The following is a 20,950-nucleotide window of genomic DNA, read 5'->3' as shown; positions in this document are numbered from 1 at the left end:
AAAAATTAGAAACTTAAGTTAAGACCAGCTGTGAATTGTCTACCTTGAGGAATTGAGTTACGCTCAATACCAGAAGCAAGGTTAGAGTCTCCGTTGGTTGAGATTTCAGGGTCAACACCAGTATATTTAGTTAATATGAAGGCGTTGTTAACCTGTACATAAACTCTCAAAGCAGTGATACCTGTTTTACCAAATGAACCTGGTACACGGTAACCTAAAGTAGCTGTTTGTAAACGTAAGAAGTCTCCTTTTTCAAGATTTTCAGAGATAAGGAATGATGAACCGTTTGAGATGTTATCACCGTATACTGCTTTAGGAACATCAGTAATGTCGCCTGGTTGTTTCCAAGAGTTCAATACATCTACTGAGTTATTCCAAACACGTTGGTCTCTTAAACCGGCTTTGCTACCGTTATAAATGTAGTTACCACCAGAGAAAGTAAAGTTAATTCCTAAATCAAATCCTTTATATTTCAAAGTATTGTTGAAACCACCGTACCATGTAGGAAGTGTATTCCCTAAGATTTGTTGTTGGTTAGATGGTGAAACAGTTGGTGTTCCATCCAAGAATGTCCATGCGTTAGGGCCGCCAAAGTGCATATATTGTACTTGTCTGCCATCACGAGTCAAGAAGATACGACGACCATTCTCAGGGTTAACACCTTGTGTGATTACACCATAAACTTGTGCCGCAGAGTAACCAACTTTAGTGATACTTGTAGCCTCTAGGCCTGAAGTGTTAGTCAAGATAGGTGTGTTGTCATCAACAAGTGCTGTAACCATGTTTTTGTTGGTAGAGAAGTTGATATTGGTTGACCAAGTGAAACCTCCTTTATTAACAGGAACAGCGTTTACTGAGAACTCCCAACCTCTGTTATACATTGAACCAACGTTAGCAAGAATTGAGTTATTTGGGATACCTTTTGATGGTGCTTGTGGTACTTCCAAAATCAAATTGTTGATGTTTTTGTTATACCAGTTTGCTTCAAAAGTAACACGGTCGTTAAGGAAGCTTACATCTAAACCAACGTTTGTTTGCTCACTTGTTTCCCATTTCAAATCTTTGTTACCTGCTTGGTTAAATGCCAAAGTGGCAGATGTACCATATAGGCTAGAACCGAATGTTGAGTATGAACCATAAGCGTTGTTTACGTTACCATTACCTACTTTACCCCAGCTAGCTTTTAAACGTAAAGATGAGATTTTGTTGCCAATACCTGAGTTTTTAAAGAATTCTTCTTCTGAAACTGTCCAACCAGCAGATACCCCACCGAAGTCACCCCAACGGTTCTCAGCAGCAAGAGCAGAGTTACCATCACGACGATAGTTACCGCTGATGAAGTATTTGTTAGCGTAGTTATAGCTGATACTACCTAAGTAAGCTTCATAAGCTACTTGAGAGATACCGTTACCACCAGCTAGGTTAGTGCCGAAGTTTCCTTGGAAATCTTTAAAGAAAAAGTCAGCCAAACCTTGACGTACTGCACCCCAAGAAGTAGTTCTTCTTTTCTGAACATCAGAACCAGCTACCAATGACAAGTTATGTTTTTCGCCGAAAGTTTTCAAATACTGTAAAGTATTGATCCAGTTCCAGTTGTCAGCACGTACACTTTGGTTATAAGCATCACCAAGAGCAGCCCAACCATCACCATTGTATGGGTTCCAGAAACGAATGTTTTCTGTATTTCTTCTATCCCAAGAGTAAGTAGTTTTGAAAGTCAGACCTTCATATAATTTGATTTCAGCACCTAAGTTAGCAATCAAACGAGCTGTTTCTGATGTATTTTTATCTAAGTCTCTCAAAACAGCAGCATTAGGGAACTGTGCAGGTAATAAGTTGTTTTTACGACCTACTGTGTTGTTTTCGATATTATATGAACCATCTTCGTTGTATGCAGGCAAGTTAGGAACCTGCGCTACTGCAATACGTCCTAAACCTGAAGTAGCAAACGCACCACCACTATACGAACCACTGTTAGGTGATTTGTTCATACTGTTTGTATAGTTGAAGTTAGCATTCAATTTCAACCAGTTTGTTGCCTGGTGATCGATATTCAAACGACCAGAACGACGTTGGAAGCTGTTAGCTTGTAAGAAACCATTTTGGTCAGATAAACCAGCTGAGAAATAGTAGTTGGTTTTTTCTGTACCACCTAGTAAAGTGATATTATGGTTTTGTGAGAAGCCTGTACGATATACTTCTTTGTACCAATCTGTGTCAATCAAATTACCATTTGAATCATAATTTGGTAAGAAAGACTTGTTTTGGTCATTTCTTTGAGATGGAGCAACCGCATTTGGGTTAATCGCCAATGCGTTAGCAATTGCACCATTTTTGTGGTCCATGTATTGTTGTGCGTTTAACACATCTGGTAAACGAACAGCGTTGCTGATACCAGCCCAGCTATCAACAGTTACCTTTGTTTTGCCTGATTTACCACGTTTAGTAGTGATCAATAATACCCCGGCAGCAGCACGAGAACCGTAGATAGCCGCAGAAGCAGCATCTTTCAAGATGTCGATTGACTCGATGTCGGCAGGGTTAATATCACCAAGTGGGTTGTTGGTAGTTGCGTTAGAAGAAACGTCACCTGTTGTAATAGGTATACCATCAACTACTACTAATGGGAAAGAGCTCAATGAAAGTGAGCTAAGACCACGCACACGAATAACAGGAGGGTTATTTAATAGACCGTTAGGTTGTGTAATGTTCACACCTGAGGCCTGACCTGTTAAACCTTGTGAGAAACTTTGTACAGGGCGCTCAGCAATAGCAGTTGCTTTTACTGTTGATGCCGCACCTGTAAACTCTGTTCTTTTTTGTGTACCGTAACCTACAACAACAACTTCGCTCAATTGTTTGCTATCAGAAGCCAACTGAACATCAACGATTGTACGAGTTCCTATCGCTACTTCTTGTGTGATTGTACCGATGAAACTGAAAATTAAAGTTGCATTACCCGAAGCACTGATTTTGTAAACGCCGGAAGCATCTGTTTGTGTTCCTTGTTTAGTTCCTTTTACCGTAACACTCACCCCTGGAAGCGGTGAACCATCCTCTGAAGCCGTTACCTTTCCAGAAATTGTCCTTTCTTGCGCAGACGCCTGCCACCCAGTAAAGATAATCCCCAGCATGAAGAGAAGTAATAATTGTTTTCTCATGTGTTTGTAGGTTTGTTTAGTTTGTTTATTAAAAAGTAAGACACAAAAAAAATTGGACTGTAAAATTATTAAAAACTGATTAAAAAAAAAATTAACAATAAAATCATGTAAACAAAGGGTTATTAATATTAGAGTATTTTGCCTTATTTGTGGATAAGGCGTCTATAATTGTCGACATTTTGGGTTTTTTTATAGACTTAATATTTTATTAAAATTTATATAACAAATTAGAATAATTATACATTGGCAACTCTAAAAGATTTAATCTCAATGGTTTGCCATACATTTTGCGTAATATAAGAATCACTGTTATACCATGCCTGCATTTCTTGGTCGGTCTCAAATTGAAGTATCATAACAGAGCCAATCATTTTTCCGCTATCGTCAAGTATAGCGCCTCCTGATATGTATTGATTATTGTCTTTCAAGTTTTTTACACCTTCCAGATGAGTAGGGCGGGCAGCCATTCGTCTGTCAATGGCTTGTTCATCTGTGCCATCTCTGGCAATAATTACGTACTGATTCATCAGTTATACGTTTAGTTCAGGGTTAGTTTGTTTATTTTTTTCTGAATTCAAGGTAATCATAATTCATGTTGCCATGTGCCACTGTATGCAAAGTGAGCGTATGAATCCCTTTTTTTAGTTTTACTTCTGCCAGGTTCTCGGCCTTATTCCAGTGATGCCATTGTCGCCAGGCAACAGGTTCGTTAGGATCGTTGGTTGAAACAACTTTTAAGTTTTCGGCTATCGGTTTGCCATCAATATCAAGTGAGATAGCCCCATCGCCGTTAGCTGTGTACATCAACCCGACAGTATAAATACCCGTTTCATTTACATTGACGTAATATTTTATCCATTCGCTGTTTTCTGTCCAGCCAACATATAATTTATTTAGCTCAGGCATAACTTTATTGTACTTTGTATTGTCAATATCGTTGGCCTTTGTGTAAGAAATGTCTACCCCTTCGTTCATTCTAAATTCGTTCAGATAGCTTCCATTTGCAGGGTTTAGCTTACCGCTGCCGTTATTTAAACTATCTGTATCATGGTAGGCAATACCCTCGCCACCTTGGTTATAAAATTCACATTCAATTTTTCCCGGAATCTGCTGAATTTTATTCTGCCATGCTTGTCCTGCACTATGCGGAACCTGTTTTTGTGTACAAGCCAAAAGCACTATTGAGATAACAAGAGATAGATAGAGTTTCATTTTTTATCGAATGCGAAAATTTGTTGCAATTGCAAATTACCGCAATTTTCTACTTACATCTATCGTGGCTGCCCAATAATTATTTTACCAATACAACTAAAGGCAATAGCCTTACAAATGCAAGGCTATTGGCGTTTCTTGATGATTTATTAATGGTCAGGCTCTTATTAAATATATAGTATTATCGATATAATTATTTAGAAGAGCCGTTTGTTTAATTGTATAATTCTGGCAGCTACAATTAACAGATTACAGATACCTACTACCCCCAGCCATATCATGCCACTTGGTACCATCAGAAAAATTCGTTCCCAACTTAAAGCTCTTTGTGAGATTAAGGCCAATATGCTTGGAGCTGATACAAACAGTGCTATTGGGATTAGCCTGACGATGCTTTTGCTAATAACAACCCAACTTGGCTTTGCTTTGTGTTTAATTGCCCACATACGCAGGTTGCGGAATCGCATAACTGTAAGGCCCAAAGTAATGATTATAAAGGCAAACAGTAGCATTTCGTAAAAAGAATTGGGCAAAAAGGGAAAAGTAGGCTCTTGGTTAGTAAGAATCTCGGCTACGCCCTGAAGAAAAGAATGATAATCCTGAAAGGCATTGATACCACTATTAAAAAGAATTACTATGCCATAGCCTTCCTTGGTCAGAATCATTTGTTCGGCTTGGTATGTCCATAATACGCCGCTGTGAGAAATGTTCTTTTGTTCATCAACAAACCATCCTAAGCCATAAGAGCTATTGGCAGGCTTTGTAAGCATTGTTTCTATACCTTGTTCGCTCAATAGTTTTTGGCCATTATATGTGCCCTTGTTCATATACATCATCAGCCATTTGGCTAAATCAGAAGTAGTAGAAACCATACCAGCTGAGCCTTCAATAAACCAGTTTGGTTCGTCGATTGCTAAGGGTTGGCCAAACAAAAATATATTGCCTTGTGGTAAATTCTTGCGGAATTCAAGTGTGCTATGATGATTACTACTGTGTGTCATTTGAAGCGGAGTAAAAATGTGCTTCTTTAAATAACCTGAAAACCTCTCATGACTTGCTACTTCAACCAAACGAGCGGCCACGTGGTAATTAGGGTTATGGTAATGAAATTTTTCGCCCGGGTTTCCGGCTAGCTCAACATCTTTCAGGTTTTCAATCGTGTTTTCTGTAGAAGCAGGTTGCTGCTTGAATGTGAGCTCAGGATAAACCATGTCTGACAAACCGCTGGTTTGATTCAAAAACTGCCTGACCGTAATCTGGTCGGCACGGCTATCAGCCACTTTAAATGAAGGTATGTATTCTTTAACCGGAGAATCAAGATTCAGTTTTCCGGCTTCTACCAATTGCATCACAGCCATTGCCGTAAACGCCTTGCTCAGTGAAGCAATGGCAAAAGGCGAATTGCTACTAATGGCTCTGTTGTTGCCGTCTTTTCCGTAGCCTTTCGAGAAAAGAACCTTGTTTTTATCAACAATGGCGATAGACAAGCCGGGAATATGGCTTTTTTCGATATTCTGTTCAATAAACTGATTTATTCTTGAGAATGTATCAGGTGTTTGCGCATAAGCATTGCCAAAGGCAAAAGTGAAGTAAGCCAAAAAGATGAATGTCAATTTCTTTATCATAGGAAGCACGAATGTTTTTTGCAAAATAACGCACAAACGACCCTATAATTCATTTACATAAGTAAAGAAAATTTAAGCCTCCAAATTTTTTCTTCTGATGCGGCTCAATTGTGTAGGGCTAACGCTCGAAGTAGGATACTATAAAAGTTTGACAACCTTGCAAGCCATCTGACTGTACAAAGTTGCCAATACTGAAACTTCAATTAAAATTAAATTTTTACTTAGTTTTTATTTCTTACATAAACATTGTTGCTGATTGATTCAAGATGTACTTCCGGGCCACCGCCGTAAACTTTGCCTTCAAGCAGATAGCCAACTATCGGGTTTTTCTGTCTTTTGGTTGTAAAGGCAATGTCAAGGTCTGAGTACACTTCGCCTGTGATGGTTTTCATGCCTATGTTACCGCCTTTGCCTTTTGGCCAGTTGAGTTCTACAAAGCCACTGATGGTTTTAGCATTGAGGTTTCCGGCTACACTGTTTATCCAGATATTGCCATTTATAGTTTCCAAGCTTACTTCGGCTTGTTTTGGTAAAAACACCTCGTAGTTGATAGTGCTGCAAACGTAGTATTCTTGTCCGTTGTTGCTCCATGATGAGCGACGTGCTTCTTTGCTATCAGGACAGTCTTCCGGGCGGCCTTTTTTTAGCATTTCGTTGTCGAAATCAATTTTTAAACTGAGATCTTGTGCTGTGTTATTCGTTGTTACCACTAAAGCATCGTTAAGTTTACCAGAATTGATTTCGGCGCTGATTTTTACATAAACCTCGGCTTTGTCCCAGTATTGTACTTTAATATCGTTGGCGAATCTGAGATTAAGACTTACCGTCTGTTTGTTTGAGAAGGGCAGGCGCTTCTCGATTATTTTTTGATTTTGGGCATAGGCAATGCAGTGGCCTAAAGCCAGTAAGAGTAATAATGTTAGCTTTTTCATAATTTTATATAAGAGAAGGTTGTTATTTTGACTTGCGAACGTAGAGGTTACCGCTCACGGTGTTTAGCTGAACCGTTATGCCGCCACCGTTAAGATTACCCGTGATATTGTGCCCACCACCTACTTTTGGCAGACCATCTTTACCACCTTTAAGGTTTAAGTCCAGGTCAGAGTATATTTCACCTGTAACCGATTTCATCGACAAGGTAGCTTTAGCATTAGTAGGAAGTGTTACGTCTATTTCACCACTTACTAAAGAAACAGCACATGGTTTTGACTGGCTCAGTGAAGAAAAAACAGCCGAGAAGTTACCACTGATACTATTTGCTACAATTGGCCCTGTTACGTTGTTTAGTTTCATGTCGGCATTGTTGGTTTTTATTTCCATGTCGCCTTCGATATTACTGAAACTGATAGGAGAACCTTGCCAGTTTGACTGCACGAATGATATGCTCGCCTTGTTAGGTACAAGAATAGTGTATCTGAAATTCTTTCTTGAAGCCTTTTCTATTTTCACTGCACCACCTTCTGACACTACTGATAGCCCAAGCCCTGTGTTGTCTACATTAGTATTATAGAGTGGCTTTAGCCCTTTGGCTTGCTCAGGTGCGGGCTCTGTGTTGCCGCCTTTTATGATTATCTCGTCTCCGGCGTGGCCTTCTATCTTAATACTTTCGGCCTCTAGCTCTATGGCTATTTTGCTATCTTTGTTGTTGGCTACTTTGTATTTAAACTCTTGTGCCTGTGTATAGATAGCACTTAGAAACAAGCAGGCGAATACGAACATATTTTTTTTCATTGTAATTTGCTTTTAAATAATTCTGAATTGATTGTTTAATAAGATTACCAAAGAATAAGGCCTTACATTTCTTCAGAAACCTGTTTTTTGTTAATTGTTTACTGTTTATAAGGTAATTAGCGTTGCCGCTCCCTCTTGCGCTTTCATGCGCACAACATCCATCACTTCTTTGTCTTGCGAAAGCTGCTTCATTGTATCCGAAGCTCGTTTTTCTTTCATCAATACCAGTAGTTCGATAAGTGTTATCTGGATATTCGGGTCTGTCTGAATTTTGAGCGATTGAATTAATCCTTCTCTTACCGAAGGCTCATTTTCGAAACGAGCCAATGCCTGGCAAGCAGCTAGGCGGACATTCACGTTATCGTCGAAATTCAGCGTATTAATTAAAAGTTGTATCAGCTCTTTGTCTAGCTCTTGCAGTTTTAAACTCTGGTTAACCGCATCAATTCTTTCGCTAGCCGATGTGTAGTTTACCTGCTCAAATTGCAAAGTTTGCTTCATGGTTGAGGCTGGCGTACTTTCAGTTATTGCTAAATTTGCTTCATTATTATTGTAATAATAACCTGCCGCAAAACTTCCTATTACTAATGCTACACCCGCTGCTATTCTTAAACCCAAAGCCTTGAACTGAATAATTCTGCCTCTTTTTTCTATTTTACTAAGCACAGCTTCGTTCAGATTTCTTGAAGGCGTTTCTTGTGCTGCCTGTATATAATGACCAAACTCGGCTACGTGGTGCTGTAAATGTTGTGGTACATCACCCTTACTAAAAAACTCTTTGATATACTTTTCTTCCTGGAGTGTGGTTTCACCTTCGTAATATTTCTCCAGTAATTTTTCAATTTCCTGAAACATAATTGTTTGTTTTTAAATAACTATCTCTCACACTTTTTCTGGCTCTCGACAATATGACTCTTATATTATTAATGGTCTGTCCGGTTACCTGTTCAATTTCTTCAAACGAATACTCTTCTACATCTCTTAAGTGCAAAATCGTTTTCTGAAGCTCGGGCAAATTATCGATGATTTTTTTCAATAATTCGTTACTATCTGTTAACTCTGCCTGCTCATGTGGGGTGTAAGTTGTTGTACTTACTTCTACCGTCTCTAAGCCCGTACTTGTATGGTTGTATGCATGAGACTTTAGTTTATCAAGACAAAGGTTTTTGGTCATTTGTACTGCCAGTGCTTCTACGCTCTGGTATGCCTCGAGTTGTTGTCTTTTATCCCATAGTCTTAAAAATATTTCCTGAACGGTGTCTTCGGCTTCTTCGGTATTTCGAAGAAACAGCTTTGCTACCCGAAACAAACGGGCTTGGTGCTGAAGAACCGATTGTGTAAATATCTTTAAATCCATTTCAATTACATAGACGACTGAGACCGAAAGTCATTACAAAAGTTTGTAAAGTTTTTTTGAAGAATAGCAAAATTAGCAGATTTAAACACCAAAATAATACAATAATTAACTCTGAAATAATTGTAAAAGATAAATTAATTATTGTTTTGTGATAATTATAGTTTATTTTTACATGATATTAAAAAACTTTCAGATGAATAAGGTAAAAATTATTTCTAAAATTCTTTTTTACATAACCCGGCTTCTGGCCTTCCTTTATTTAGGTACTACTTTTTATTCGCTTTTCTGTTTACTAACGGGCTGGTCCTTGGTTTTTAGGGAGAATCAGAAATACTTTCAGGTATTATATCCTTTTACACAAACGGCATTTCTGAACGGCGACTATAATATGCCTTATATCATATTCGAATTTCTGTTGGTATTGGGGCTCTATGGTTTGTTCTTTTTGTTGGCGAGCAATATTTTTAAGGTGTTTTTTCAGCCCCGATTGTTTTCGCAGTATGGTATTAAGCAGTTAAGGTTATTCTATTTATCTAATCTTTTTCTACCTGGTTTGGCGGTGGTATTGGCCAGTATTTTTGCCGAAGTAGATGACATAGCTGTTATTTTAATTATCTTGCATTTTATATTGGGTATCTTTGCCTACTTTTTTGCAGCCATTTTTAAACAGGGTTTACAGCTTCAGAACGAACAAGATTTATTTATTTGAGATATGCCAATTATTATAAATGTAGATGTGATGCTTGCCAAACGCAAGATGCAAAGTAAAGAGTTGGCAGAAAAAATCGGAATTACGACTGTTAATTTATCTATCTTAAAAACAGGTAAAGCCAAGGGTATTCGTTTCGATACCCTCGAAGCTATCTGCAAAGTACTCAATTGCCAACCAGGTGATGTGTTGGAGTATGTGGAGGAGGAAGAGTAAAATTTATATTTGTATGAAATACATAATAGTTGACTTAGAAGCTACCTGTTGGGAAAGAAGAGATAAAATGCCCAACGAAATTATAGAAATAGGGGCTGTTTGTATAAATGAAGAAAAACAACTAATCGGTGAGTTTAGCAAGTTCGTTAAGCCTAGTGTTCACGCTATTCTATCAGACTTTTGCACAGAACTAACATCTATTACGCAAGAACAGGTAGATAGTGCGCAGCTATTCCCTGTTGTATTAGAAGAATTTCAAAACTGGATATTAAGCTTTGGCGACGAATACCTGCTTTGTTCGTGGGGTTTTTATGATAGAGTACAATTTAAAAACGATTGTGAGCTTCATGGCTTAGATACCGCTTGGCTTGAAGCACATATCAGCCTTAAGCATCAATATGCCAAAATCAGGCAGACTCGCTCGATGGGTATGAAAAATGCCCTCAAAAAAGAGAAAATTGTATTAGAAGGCACGCATCACAGAGGTATCGATGATGCCAAGAACATAGCCAAAATATTTCTCAAACTTTTCGATAAGTGGAATTTTAAAGCGAGAAGAGAATAAAGATTACCACTTCAATCAGCCAAAAATCATTAAACCAATTTTATAATCAGAAGCTTGTAAAGTGAGTAAAGTATTAATTATAGACGACGAAGAGAAAATCAGAACCTTGCTTTCTAAGATTATCAGCTTGGAAGGTTTTGAGGTATGGCAGGCAGGCGATATACGCAGTGGTTTGAAAAAACTAGAAACAATTGATATTGACGTTGTGATATGTGATGTAAAGCTGCCTGATGGCAGTGGTGTTGAAACCGCCAGAATTATAAAAGAGAAATATCCGGCTACCGAAATTATTTTGCTTACGGCTTATGGTAATATTCCTGACGGAGTACAGGCCATAAAAAACGGAGCCTTTGATTATATAACTAAAGGAGACGATAACAACAAGATAATTCCGCTGCTCAATAAAGCCTCTGAAAAGGTACTGCTCGCAAAACGTGTAGCGCAATTGGAAAAGCAATTGGGCAAAAAGCACTCCTTTGAGAGTATTATAGGCAAGTCGAAAATTATTAACACTTCTATTGAAGCCGCAAAAAAAGTGGCAGCCAGCGAGGCAAGCGTTTTGCTCACAGGCGAAACCGGCACAGGTAAAGAAGTATTTGCGCAGGCTATTCATAACGCAAGCCCAAGAAACAAGCATAGTTTTGTGGCTGTAAACTGCTCGGCATTTAGCAAAGAATTGCTCGAAAACGAATTGTTTGGGCACAAAGCAGGTGCTTTTACAGGAGCAATAAAAGATACCAAAGGCATTTTTGAAGAAGCCAATAACGGCACAGTTTTTCTGGACGAAATCGGCGAAATGCCCCTTGACCTACAAGCCAAATTATTAAGGGTGCTTGAAACAGGCGAGTTCTTGAAAGTGGGCGACAGCAAAGCAACCAAAGTAAATGTGCGCATTGTGGCGGCCACAAACAGAAATCTGCAAAGAGAGGTAGAAGCGGGTAATTTCAGAGAAGATTTGTTTTACCGCATTGCTGTTTTTCAGATTTCATTGCCGCCATTACGTGAGCGGATTGTAGACATAGAAGAACTGGCAACGTATTTTCTGTATACGTTTGCCCACAAAACCAACAAAAAAATTACGGCTATTTCAAAGCCTTATCTGGAAGCCCTGAAACAACATTCGTGGAAAGGGAATATCAGAGAGCTAAAAAACATTATTGAAAGAAGCGTTATTCTTACTGACGACACCGAGCTCACAGTTGATAGCTTACCAGTAGAATTACAGCATATTAATACAAGTGCTACCAAAGAAAAAATCTTATCAGCCTTTGATTTGGCTAGTGCTGAGAAAATTCATATTCAGAAGGTACTCAACTACACCAATGGCAATAAAACAGAAACCGCAAAGCTGCTGAATATTGCACTTACTACTCTCTACCGCAAATTAGACGAATACCAGATAAAATAAACCCTTTCAAAACGATAGTCTAGACCCTTTCAAAATGAAAGGGTTTTTTATTGCCCTGATTTTGCTGAAAACTTTAACTATCTGTCTATCAGTACTTCTCGCCGTGTTTCAATTCCTTGGTTCATCAATTGTATATCTATTGGCATATCAATATTTTTTCAAATGGAAAACTGGAAATACAAGCTCATCAGACATACTAAGCCCTGGCAATTGCTAGCAGTGTTTTATGGCACAATTGCCGTAGTCGGAATTATTTACAGAACATTAAACGGATAAGCAATGGCAATTTTACTCACAATCTCAGGCGCAGTGCTTTTTGCGCTATTTTTTTTATCAATCAAATTTTTTGACAAAGTATGACAGCATTATTCATTATCGCAATCGGAGTATTTGGCTATATGTGCTACGTACTTATCAAGCCTGAGAAATTCTGACAGACACAACAGAAAGAAGTAAAAAGCTAAGGGCATTTACTTCTAAACGAATCGGCTTAAAATTCAAATAAAAACAAATTATGAACACAGAAATTTTTGGAATTGTATTAATGTATGCCCTGCTGGTGTTGTTCGCAATACCACTAGGCCGATACATTGGCAAAATCTTTACTAACGAAAGAACGTGGTTAGATAAAATCTTTAACCCACTTGATACCCTTTTTTATAAACTTGGCGGTGTAAATCCCACAGTTGAAATGAATTGGAAACAGCACCTTGTTGCACTGCTTTCAATAAACTTTTTCTGGTTTCTGGTAGCAATGTTTGTACTTACAAACATGAGCTGGTTGCCATTAAATCCTGACCAAAACCCATCAATGAGTGGTGATTTGGCATTTAATACTGCTGTAAGCTTTATTACAAACACAAACCTGCAACACTACTCAGGCGAATCGGCATTATCTTATCTTGGCCAGTTGAGCTTAATGCTCTGGCAGTTTATTAGTGCAGGTTGTGGTATAGCCATAGCTGCTGTTGTTTTTATAGCCATGAAAGAAAAAACAAGCCAAAAACTTGGCAATTTTTACTTTCTTTTTGTGCGCTCATGCACAAGGGTATTGTTCCCATTGGCATTGATAGTTTCGCTATTATTGGTTTTCAATGGCACACCTATGACCTTTGAGGGTAAAGATACCATTACCAATCTGCAAGGAGATACCGTACAGGTAAGCCGTGGGCCTGTGGCTGCCTTTGTAGCCATTAAGCAATTAGGTACTAATGGTGGAGGGTTCTATGGCCCTAACTCTACACACCCGCTAGAAAATCCGAATTACTTTACCAACATGGTTGAGACTATTTCAATTGTCTTAATTCCGATGGCATTGGTATTTGCGCTAGGTTATGTATTGAAAAGAAGAAAACTGGCCTTGACAATATTTGGGGTAATGACCTTCGGTTTTTTCTTATTGTTGATACCAACCGTAATAAACGAAATGAATGGAAACCCAGCCATTGCAAAATTTGCTATTACCCAGCAAATGGGCAGCATGGAGGGTAAAGAAGTTAGGTTTGGCTCGGCGGCATCGGCCTATTGGGCAATTAATACTACCAGTACCAGCAATGGCTCGGTAAATGCCATGCACGATAGCCTTACGCCCCTTTCGGGAATGACCACTCTGCTGGGTATGATGATAAACTGCTTTTACGGTGGGGTAGGGGTTGGTTTTCTTAACTTTTACATTTTCATTATTCTGGCAGTGTTTATCAGTGGCCTGATGGTGGGCCGTACCCCTGAGTTTCTGGGTAAAAAAATAGAAGCAAAAGAAATGAAAATAGCCATGATTATTGCCTTGCTACACCCTTTACTGATTCTTGCCGGAACCGCCATAGCGAGTTATTTATATGCACATAATCCCGAAGCCTATGCTTCTTGGCTCAATAATCCGGGGCATCATGGTTTTAGCGAAATGCTCTATGAGTTTACTTCTTCAAGTGCTAATAACGGCAGTGGTTTTGAAGGGCTGGGCGACAATACGCCATTCTGGAACATTGCCTGTGGTATTGTAATGCTGTTGGCTAGATACCTGCCTATCATTGGTCCTGTTGCTATTGCAGGTAGCCTTGCTGCTAAAAAATACATTCCCGAAAGCGCAGGTACACTTAAAACAGATACTGCAACCTTTGGCCTTATGATATTTGCAGTAATTGCCATTGTAGCGGCATTATCTTTCTTCCCTGCTTTGGCATTAGGGCCTATTTCTGAATATTTCTTATTGTATTAATCAGTAAAATCATGAAAGTCGATATAAATAACAAACTGTTTCAACCGGCATTAATAAAAGAGGCCCTGAAACAATCGTTTATCAAACTAAACCCTGTAAAAATGTTCCGTAACCCTGTTATGTTTACAGTATGGGTCGGTACGTTGGTAATGGTAGCCGTATGTATCTGGATTATGACAGGTGAACAAAATCAGGGAAGCCTGACCTACAACCTCATTGTAACTTCGGTTTTGTTCATCACTCTGGTATTTGCAAACTTTGCTGAAGCCATTGCCGAAGCAAGGGGTAAAGCACAAGCCGACAGCCTACGTAAAACCAGAGAAGAAACCCCTGCCAAATGGATACAAACTGTTGGCGAGATGTATCTGAACGAGATAAAGGTTGTGCCCTCATCTCAACTCAAAAAAGGTGATGTTTTTTTGTGTGAAGCAGGCGACATAATTCCGTCGGATGGTGAAATAATAGAAGGCTTGGCTACTATTGACGAAAGCGCAATTACAGGCGAAAGTGCTCCTGTGATTCGTGAAGCAGGTGGAGATAAAAGTAGCGTAACAGGTGGTACAAAAGTATTGTCAGACAAAATAAAAGTACGTGTAACTACCGAAGCTGGCGAAAGCTTTTTAGATAAAATGATAGCCCTGGTAGAAGGTGCAAGCCGCCAGAAAACACCAAACGAGATAGCACTTACTATTCTACTTGCTGGCTTTACATTGGTATTTATTATTGTAAGTGTTACGCTGAAACCCTTTGGCGATTACGCACAAACGCCTATTACCATTGCGGCCTTTATCTCGTTATTTGTTTGTCTTATTCCTACAACTATTGGTGGTTTGTTATCGGCCATTGGTATTGCCGGAATGGACAGAGCTTTGCGAGCCAATGTGATTACCAAAAGTGGTAAAGCAGTTGAGACGGCAGGTGATATTGATGTGCTGCTTTTAGATAAAACCGGAACAATTACGATTGGGAACAGAAAAGCAACGAATTTTTATCCGGTAAAAGGCGTTGATGAAAAGCACTTTTTGAAAGCCGTAGTACTAAGCTCAATGGCTGACGAAACCCCAGAAGGGAAATCGATTATTGAGTTGGCAGGTGTTAGTCCATCAAATTATAAGGTAGAAAACGCACGGTTCATAAAATTTACAGCCGAAACCAGAAGCTCAGGTATTGATTACGAGACAACTAAAATCAGAAAAGGCGCTTCTGATGCTATCAGAAATCTGGTTGAGAAAGCAGGAAACGTGTTTCCGAACGAAACGGCTGATAGAGTAAAGGCCATTTCGAGCAATGGCGGTACACCGCTTGTAGTAGCCGAAAATGAAAATGTGCTAGGCGTAGTAGAGTTGCAAGACATTATAAAACCGGGTATACAAGAGCGTTTTGAACGTTTACGCAAGATGGGTATCAAAACCGTGATGGTAACAGGCGATAACCCTCTTACAGCAAAATACATTGCCGAAAAAGCAGGTGTAGACGATTTTATTGCCGAGGCAAAACCGGAAGATAAGATGAACTATATCCGTAAAGAGCAAGGCGAAGGCCGATTGGTAGCCATGATGGGCGACGGTACAAACGATGCCCCCGCACTAGCACAGGCCGATGTGGGTGTAGCTATGAATAGCGGTACACAGGCTGCCAAAGAAGCAGGCAACATGGTAGACCTTGACAACGACCCTACCAAATTGATTGAGGTTGTTGAGATTGGCAAACAATTACTAATGACCCGTGGTACGCTTACAACATTCAGTATTGCTAACGACGTTGCCAAATATTTTGCCATTGTTCCGGCGCTGTTTATTGCATCTATTCCGGCTTTGCAGGGCTTAAATATCATGAATCTGCATTCGCCTGAAAGTGCAATACTTTCAGCAGTGATATTCAATGCTATTATTATTCCGATGCTTATACCATTGGCTTTAAAAGGAGTGGCTTATAAGCCAATTGGTGCAAGTGCATTATTGCGCAGAAACTTACTGGTGTATGGTTTGGGTGGTGTGCTTATTCCGTTTGTCGGAATCAAGCTGATTGACATTCTGGTTTCACTATTTATTTAAAATTAAAAAAAATGAAAGAACATATTTTTTCCGCAATAAGGCTTACAATCGTTTGCTTATTGTTTTTCGCAGGTGTTTATACAGTTATTGTATTAGGCGCAGCACAGGTATCTGACAATAACGGTAGAGGCGAAGTGCTTGTGCATAATGGTAAAACCTACTATGCTAATGTAGGCCAAAAATTTACCGACGATAAATATTTTTATTCTCGCCCATCGGCAGTTGAGTACAATGCTGCCGGTGCAGGTGGTAGTAATAAAGGGCCATCAAACCCCGATTACTTAAATACAGTACAGGCACGTATTGATACATTTCTGGTTCATAACCCCGATGTTGCTAAAACAGAGATTCCTTCTGACATTGTAACGGCAAGTGGTAGTGGGCTCGACCCACATATTTCGGTACAGGCAGCTAAAGTACAGGTAAAGCGTATAGCTAAAATCAGAGGTATTGCTGAGGCAAACCTACAACAATTAATTATTTCTAATACCGAACAACCACTGCTTGGCTTGTTCGGAACCGAAAGAGTAAATGTACTCAAACTAAATATTGCATTAGATAATTTAAAATAAGTGAAATGAGAAAATTGATGGTTGCAGTACTATTGTTATTTGCAACAAAAAGCTTCGCACAAACCGACAGTTCAAAATCCACATTGACTTTTAGTGCTTACCTGGAACCATATTATGCCTACGACTTCGGGAAGCCACAAGACCACAGCCGTCCTGCATTTGCTTATTCACACAACAGGCATAATGAAGTAAATCTGAATCTGGGCTTTGTAAAAGTGGCTTATCAGGCGCAAAACGTAAGGGCTAATCTTGCTTTGGCTGCAGGTACTTACATGAATGCCAATCTTGCAGCCGAACCAGGTGTATTGAAAAATATCTATGAGGCAAACGTAGGAGTAAAAATCTCAAAGACAAAAGACCTGTGGATTGATGCCGGAATATTTGCCTCACACATTGGCTTTGAGAGTGCAATAGGCAAAGATAACTGGACACTCACCAGAAGTATATTAGCCGATAACTCACCTTATTATGAAAGCGGGGCGAAAATTACCTATATAACAGATAATGGCAAATGGCTTGTTAGTGGTTTGGTGCTTAATGGCTGGCAGCGAATCCAGCGAGTAATGGGCAACAACACGCCAGCATTTGGGCATCAATTGGTATTTAAACCCAATTCAAAAATCACTTTAAATAGTAGTTCTTTCGTTGGTAACGATAAACCCGATAGCACAAGGCAAATGCGTTATTTTCATAACTTGTATGGTGTTTTTCAACTAACAGATAAGTATGCACTAACCTTGGGTTTTGATATTGGCGCAGAGCAAAAAAGCAAAGGCAGTAGTAGCTATAACACATGGTGTACACCCATAGCAATTCTCCGATTCAGTCCAAGTCCGAAACATAATTTTGCATTAAGAGGCGAATATTACAGCGATAAAAAGGGTGTGATTATTGGCACAAATACGCCTAACGGATTTAAAACTTTTGGGTATTCGTTAAACTATGATTACAGCATTCGGGATAATATTATGTGGCGGATTGAAGGCCGAGGCTTTGCCAGCAAAGACAAAATCTTTATGCTCAACAACGAGCCAAGCAATAGTAATTTTTTCGTAACCACAGCATTTGCCATTTCATTCTGATGTCTGAGAAAGATCAAACAGTGCAGCATTTTCTTGATTTGATAAAGAAATCAAGAAGAGGTAAGTTTAAAGTCTACATTGGCATGAGTGCCGGTGTAGGCAAAACTTACCGTATGTTACAAGAAGCCCATGCTTTGTTAAGAAACGGCATTGATGTAAAAATCGGCTATATTGAAACCCACAACAGGGCCGAAACCCACGCATTGTTGGAGGGTTTGCCTGTTGTGCCTCGCCGGAAACTCTTCTACAAAGGTAAAGAGCTTGAAGAGCTTGATGTGCAGGCAATCATAAACCTACGCCCCGAAGTAGTGATTGTTGATGAGCTGGCGCATAGCAATATCGAGGGTAGTAAGAACGACAAACGCTGGCAAGATGTGGTAGAAGTACTAGACGCAGGCATTAATGTGATAAGCGCCGTGAATATACAGCACATCGAAAGTTTGAATGAAGAGGTAAAAGCAATTACAGGCATAGAAGTAAAAGAACGCATTCCAGATAGTGTACTTGCCCAAGCTGATGAAGTAGTAAACATTGACCTAACAGCCGATGAATTGATTACAAGATTGAAACAGGGAAAGATATACGAACGTGCAAAGATTGAAACGGCACTGAATAATTTTTTCAAGAGCGAGCATATTTTGCAATTGCGTGAACTGGCTTTGAAAGAGGTGGCTTCGCAGGTTGTGCGTAAAGTAGAAACCGAAGTTACATTAACCAACGCCGTAAAACGGGAAAAATTTCTGGCTTGTATTAGTTCTAACGAAAAAACGGCAAAGAACGTAATCCGTAAAACTGCAAGGCTTGCCAACTATTACAACAGCAAATGGTATGTGCTGTATGTACAAACGGCTAAAGAAAGTGCTGATAAAATAGCACTCGACAAACAGCGACATCTGATTAATAATTTTAAATTAGCAACCGAATTAGGTGCCGAGATTATCAAGGTAGAAAACAATAATGTTTCAAAAGCTATTGTTGAGCAATGCGAAAAAAGGAAAATTACAACTATTTGCATTGGCAAGCCACATTTGAGCCTCATGCACATTATTTTAGCAACAAATGTTTTTAACGAACTATTGAAAAAACTATCGACTAATGATGTTGACCTGGTGATATTAAGTTAAAGATTTGAACAATGAAGATAAAAACAAAACTAGTGCTTGGCGTAGGGCTTTTGTTTGCAATGATTGTGGGCCTCACAGCCATAAGTACTACTTATATAAACAAATTGTCGGACGACTCGAAGAATATATTGACCGACAACTATAATACCCTTGCCTATTGCCGACAAATGCTCAATGCATTGAATGATGATATTGCAAACCCCGAAGCCCAAAAAAATTTTCAAGAGAATCTTGCGAAACAAACTGCTACTATTACTGAAGTGGGCGAAAAAGAATTAACCGATAAGGTAACAGTAGATTTTGCCCGCATAATGCAAACACCTAATGACAGGCTTTTGATAAAAACGATTCAGAGAGATATTACTGATATTATGCTCTTGAATATGCAGGCCATACAGCGCAAAAGCGAGGTAGCCACAAAAACTGCCGACAGAGCCATTGTCTGGATTGCCTTTACCGGCACACTCTGCTTTCTGATTGCTTTTACGTTGCTGGTGAATCTGCCCTCTAATGTGGCCAATCCAATCAGAGAACTTACCGATAGTATAAGGCAAATTGCTGATAAAAACTATTCGGAACGGGTACATTTTGAGAGCCATAGCGAGTTTGGCGAACTGGCGAGGTCTTTTAATACAATGGCTCAGAAACTGGAAGAATATAGCAACAGCAGTTTGGCAAAACTCATGATGGAAAAGCAAAGGATTGAAACACTTATCAACAACATGAGTGAACCTGTAATAGGTCTCGACGAGGCAAATATACTCTTATTTATGAATGACATTGCCCTGAAAATTGCTGGTTTACAAAAAGATAATGTGATAGGGAAGAGTATTTTAGATATTGCCAAACAGAATGATTTAGTAAAAACTTTGGCACAGGATTTAGTAACAAACGATACTAACACCAAAATACTGCCCATTAAAATATATGCCAATAACAAAGAAAGTTATTTTGAAAAAGAAATTATACCGATTAAGATTACGCCAACGGGCGAAAAAGAAGAAAAATATATTGGTAATGTGATTCTTCTGCAAAATATTACCCCATATAAAGAACTTGACTTTGCCAAAACAAATTTCATTGCTACTGTTTCTCATGAACTGAAAACGCCTATTTCATCAATAAAAATGAGTTTACAGTTATTAGAGAATAAAAGGGTGGGAGAGTTGAATACAGAGCAGCAAAGCCTTGTAGAAAGTATAAAAGAAGATGCAGGCCGATTGTTGAAAATCACAGGCGAATTACTGAATATGACCCAAGTAGAAAGCGGTACTATTCAGATAAACGTTGTGCCCTCAGAAGCTAGAGAGATTGTGGAGTATGCCGTAAATGCCATTAAAGCCACAGCCGAACAAAAGCAGATTAAATTTGAAGTAAAGATAGCTGATGATTTACCTAAAATACTTGCCGATAATGATAAAACGGCTTGGGTGCTTACAAATCTGCTTTCTAATGCAATCAGGTATTCTTATGATAACTCGATAATAACTATCGAAGTAGCTAAAGAAAATAACAAAGTACGTTTTTCGGTTACAGATACAGGGCAGGGTATTTCGCCCCAATACATCAACAGAATATTTGACCGTTATTTCAGGATACCCGGTACAAAAAAAGAAGGCACAGGGCTAGGCTTGAGTATAAGTAAGGAGTTCATTGAAGTGCAAGGAGGTGAGATTTCAGTAAAAAGCGATTTTGGTGCCGGAAGCACCTTTTCGTTTGTGCTGAATAGCTTACAAAATCCCCCTGAAGCTTATAAACTGATGTTATGAAAAATAGCTAAATTAGGTTTATGACAACCGATTTTGATTTGTTTACCAATTATTTAGTGATTTTCTTTGTAAAAACCACCTCAACAGGTTTATCATCAATATTAGATAATAGCATTGGGCATCAATTTGGTGTAAGTTAACTATCAATTG

At 39.0% G+C, this 20,950-nt stretch carries 19 protein-coding genes; 11 read left to right on the top strand and 8 right to left on the bottom strand.

What is annotated here, in order from left to right; all coding sequences use genetic code 11:
- Positions 1–5: 5 nt before the first annotated feature.
- From WAE64_RS05925 to WAE64_RS05890, 8 genes are all read right to left on the bottom strand, one after another.
- Complete coding sequence (locus tag WAE64_RS05925; RefSeq protein WP_340235321.1) at positions 6–3,161, bottom strand: SusC/RagA family TonB-linked outer membrane protein; 3,156 nt, start codon at positions 3,159–3,161, stop codon at positions 6–8.
- Positions 3,162–3,397: 236 nt separating this feature from the next.
- Positions 3,398–3,688: a YciI family protein gene (locus WAE64_RS05920; RefSeq protein ID WP_340235320.1), complete on the bottom strand. Its 291-nt coding sequence runs from the start codon at positions 3,686–3,688 to the stop codon at positions 3,398–3,400.
- A 31-nt stretch (positions 3,689–3,719) separates the two neighbouring features.
- Positions 3,720–4,373, bottom strand: a complete 654-nt coding sequence (locus WAE64_RS05915; protein ID WP_340235319.1) for a carbohydrate-binding protein — start codon at positions 4,371–4,373, stop codon at positions 3,720–3,722.
- Positions 4,374–4,570: 197 nt separating this feature from the next.
- Positions 4,571–5,998, bottom strand: a complete 1,428-nt coding sequence (locus WAE64_RS05910) for a serine hydrolase domain-containing protein (protein ID WP_340235318.1) — start codon at positions 5,996–5,998, stop codon at positions 4,571–4,573.
- 221 nt (positions 5,999–6,219) lie between these two features.
- Entirely contained in the window at positions 6,220–6,930 is a 711-nt protein-coding gene (locus tag WAE64_RS05905; protein ID WP_340235317.1) for a DUF4097 family beta strand repeat-containing protein, read from the bottom strand.
- Positions 6,931–6,952: 22 nt separating this feature from the next.
- Positions 6,953–7,729, bottom strand: coding sequence for a DUF4097 family beta strand repeat-containing protein (locus tag WAE64_RS05900; protein WP_340235316.1), 777 nt, complete (start codon positions 7,727–7,729; stop codon positions 6,953–6,955).
- Between the two features lie 105 nt (positions 7,730–7,834).
- A complete protein-coding gene (locus WAE64_RS05895) occupies positions 7,835–8,584 on the bottom strand; it encodes a HEAT repeat domain-containing protein (RefSeq protein ID WP_340235315.1) in 750 nt (249 codons plus the stop codon).
- Positions 8,568–9,086 (bottom strand): RNA polymerase sigma factor, encoded by a 519-nt coding sequence (locus tag WAE64_RS05890; RefSeq protein WP_340235314.1) that lies wholly within the window; start codon positions 9,084–9,086, stop codon positions 8,568–8,570. The genes WAE64_RS05895 and WAE64_RS05890 overlap by 17 nt, the downstream gene beginning before the upstream one ends.
- Positions 9,087–9,279: 193 nt before the next feature.
- On the opposite strand from WAE64_RS05890, the gene WAE64_RS05885 reads away from it, so the two are divergent.
- The 11 genes from WAE64_RS05885 to WAE64_RS05835 all read left to right on the top strand — a co-directional run bounded on the left by WAE64_RS05885 (position 9,280) and on the right by WAE64_RS05835 (position 20,800).
- Positions 9,280–9,795, top strand: coding sequence for a hypothetical protein (locus tag WAE64_RS05885; protein WP_340235313.1), 516 nt, complete (start codon positions 9,280–9,282; stop codon positions 9,793–9,795).
- A 3-nt stretch (positions 9,796–9,798) separates the two neighbouring features.
- On the top strand, positions 9,799–10,011 hold the full coding sequence (locus WAE64_RS05880; RefSeq protein WP_340235312.1) for a helix-turn-helix domain-containing protein: 213 nt from the start codon (positions 9,799–9,801) through the stop codon (positions 10,009–10,011).
- A 13-nt stretch (positions 10,012–10,024) separates the two neighbouring features.
- Positions 10,025–10,576: a 3'-5' exonuclease gene (locus WAE64_RS05875; protein WP_340235311.1), complete on the top strand. Its 552-nt coding sequence runs from the start codon at positions 10,025–10,027 to the stop codon at positions 10,574–10,576.
- A 61-nt stretch (positions 10,577–10,637) separates the two neighbouring features.
- Complete coding sequence (locus WAE64_RS05870; RefSeq protein ID WP_340235310.1) at positions 10,638–11,984, top strand: sigma-54-dependent transcriptional regulator; 1,347 nt, start codon at positions 10,638–10,640, stop codon at positions 11,982–11,984.
- 356 nt (positions 11,985–12,340) lie between these two features.
- Positions 12,341–12,418 carry a K(+)-transporting ATPase subunit F gene (gene kdpF / locus WAE64_RS05865; RefSeq protein WP_340235714.1) on the top strand — a complete coding sequence of 26 codons (78 nt, stop codon included), beginning with the start codon at positions 12,341–12,343 and terminating at the stop codon, positions 12,416–12,418.
- 80 nt (positions 12,419–12,498) lie between these two features.
- Positions 12,499–14,199 carry a potassium-transporting ATPase subunit KdpA gene (gene kdpA / locus WAE64_RS05860; RefSeq protein WP_340235309.1) on the top strand — a complete coding sequence of 567 codons (1,701 nt, stop codon included), beginning with the start codon at positions 12,499–12,501 and terminating at the stop codon, positions 14,197–14,199.
- A gap of 11 nt (positions 14,200–14,210) precedes the next feature.
- Entirely contained in the window at positions 14,211–16,253 is a 2,043-nt protein-coding gene (gene kdpB / locus WAE64_RS05855; RefSeq protein ID WP_340235308.1) for a potassium-transporting ATPase subunit KdpB, read from the top strand.
- 11 nt (positions 16,254–16,264) lie between these two features.
- Complete coding sequence (locus WAE64_RS05850) at positions 16,265–16,825, top strand: K(+)-transporting ATPase subunit C (protein WP_340235307.1); 561 nt, start codon at positions 16,265–16,267, stop codon at positions 16,823–16,825.
- Between the two features lie 5 nt (positions 16,826–16,830).
- Positions 16,831–17,907 (top strand): porin, encoded by a 1,077-nt coding sequence (locus WAE64_RS05845; RefSeq protein WP_340235306.1) that lies wholly within the window; start codon positions 16,831–16,833, stop codon positions 17,905–17,907.
- Complete coding sequence (locus WAE64_RS05840) at positions 17,907–19,031, top strand: sensor protein KdpD (RefSeq protein ID WP_340235305.1); 1,125 nt, start codon at positions 17,907–17,909, stop codon at positions 19,029–19,031. Before WAE64_RS05845 ends, WAE64_RS05840 begins: the two co-directional genes overlap by 1 nt.
- A gap of 11 nt (positions 19,032–19,042) precedes the next feature.
- Complete coding sequence (locus WAE64_RS05835; RefSeq protein ID WP_340235304.1) at positions 19,043–20,800, top strand: ATP-binding protein; 1,758 nt, start codon at positions 19,043–19,045, stop codon at positions 20,798–20,800.
- Positions 20,801–20,950: the final 150 nt, after the last annotated feature.

Source organism: Emticicia soli (assembly GCF_037860775.1).
Classification (GTDB): Bacteria; Bacteroidota; Bacteroidia; order Cytophagales; family Spirosomataceae; genus Emticicia; species Emticicia soli.
The sequence above is the reverse complement of the archived record's forward strand: the minus strand, read 5'-3'. Positions and strand labels throughout refer to the sequence as shown.

What these genes read in the sequence shown, in the direction of transcription:
- WAE64_RS05925 (WP_340235321.1), bottom strand. Translation starts at nt 3,161, where the DNA reads ATGAGAAAACAATTATTACTTCTCTTCATGCTGGGGATTATCTTTACT.
- WAE64_RS05920 (WP_340235320.1), bottom strand. Translation starts at nt 3,688, where the DNA reads ATGAATCAGTACGTAATTATTGCCAGAGATGGCACAGATGAACAAGCC.
- WAE64_RS05915 (WP_340235319.1), bottom strand. Translation starts at nt 4,373, where the DNA reads ATGAAACTCTATCTATCTCTTGTTATCTCAATAGTGCTTTTGGCTTGT.
- WAE64_RS05910 (WP_340235318.1), bottom strand. Translation starts at nt 5,998, where the DNA reads ATGATAAAGAAATTGACATTCATCTTTTTGGCTTACTTCACTTTTGCC.
- WAE64_RS05905 (WP_340235317.1), bottom strand. Translation starts at nt 6,930, where the DNA reads ATGAAAAAGCTAACATTATTACTCTTACTGGCTTTAGGCCACTGCATT.
- WAE64_RS05900 (WP_340235316.1), bottom strand. Translation starts at nt 7,729, where the DNA reads ATGAAAAAAAATATGTTCGTATTCGCCTGCTTGTTTCTAAGTGCTATC.
- WAE64_RS05895 (WP_340235315.1), bottom strand. Translation starts at nt 8,584, where the DNA reads ATGTTTCAGGAAATTGAAAAATTACTGGAGAAATATTACGAAGGTGAA.
- WAE64_RS05890 (WP_340235314.1), bottom strand. Translation starts at nt 9,086, where the DNA reads ATGGATTTAAAGATATTTACACAATCGGTTCTTCAGCACCAAGCCCGT.
- WAE64_RS05885 (WP_340235313.1), top strand. Translation starts at nt 9,280, where the DNA reads ATGAATAAGGTAAAAATTATTTCTAAAATTCTTTTTTACATAACCCGG.
- WAE64_RS05880 (WP_340235312.1), top strand. Translation starts at nt 9,799, where the DNA reads ATGCCAATTATTATAAATGTAGATGTGATGCTTGCCAAACGCAAGATG.
- WAE64_RS05875 (WP_340235311.1), top strand. Translation starts at nt 10,025, where the DNA reads ATGAAATACATAATAGTTGACTTAGAAGCTACCTGTTGGGAAAGAAGA.
- kdpF (WP_340235714.1), top strand. Translation starts at nt 12,341, where the DNA reads ATGACAGCATTATTCATTATCGCAATCGGAGTATTTGGCTATATGTGC.
- kdpA (WP_340235309.1), top strand. Translation starts at nt 12,499, where the DNA reads ATGAACACAGAAATTTTTGGAATTGTATTAATGTATGCCCTGCTGGTG.
- kdpB (WP_340235308.1), top strand. Translation starts at nt 14,211, where the DNA reads ATGAAAGTCGATATAAATAACAAACTGTTTCAACCGGCATTAATAAAA.
- WAE64_RS05850 (WP_340235307.1), top strand. Translation starts at nt 16,265, where the DNA reads ATGAAAGAACATATTTTTTCCGCAATAAGGCTTACAATCGTTTGCTTA.
- WAE64_RS05845 (WP_340235306.1), top strand. Translation starts at nt 16,831, where the DNA reads ATGAGAAAATTGATGGTTGCAGTACTATTGTTATTTGCAACAAAAAGC.
- WAE64_RS05840 (WP_340235305.1), top strand. Translation starts at nt 17,907, where the DNA reads ATGTCTGAGAAAGATCAAACAGTGCAGCATTTTCTTGATTTGATAAAG.
- WAE64_RS05835 (WP_340235304.1), top strand. Translation starts at nt 19,043, where the DNA reads ATGAAGATAAAAACAAAACTAGTGCTTGGCGTAGGGCTTTTGTTTGCA.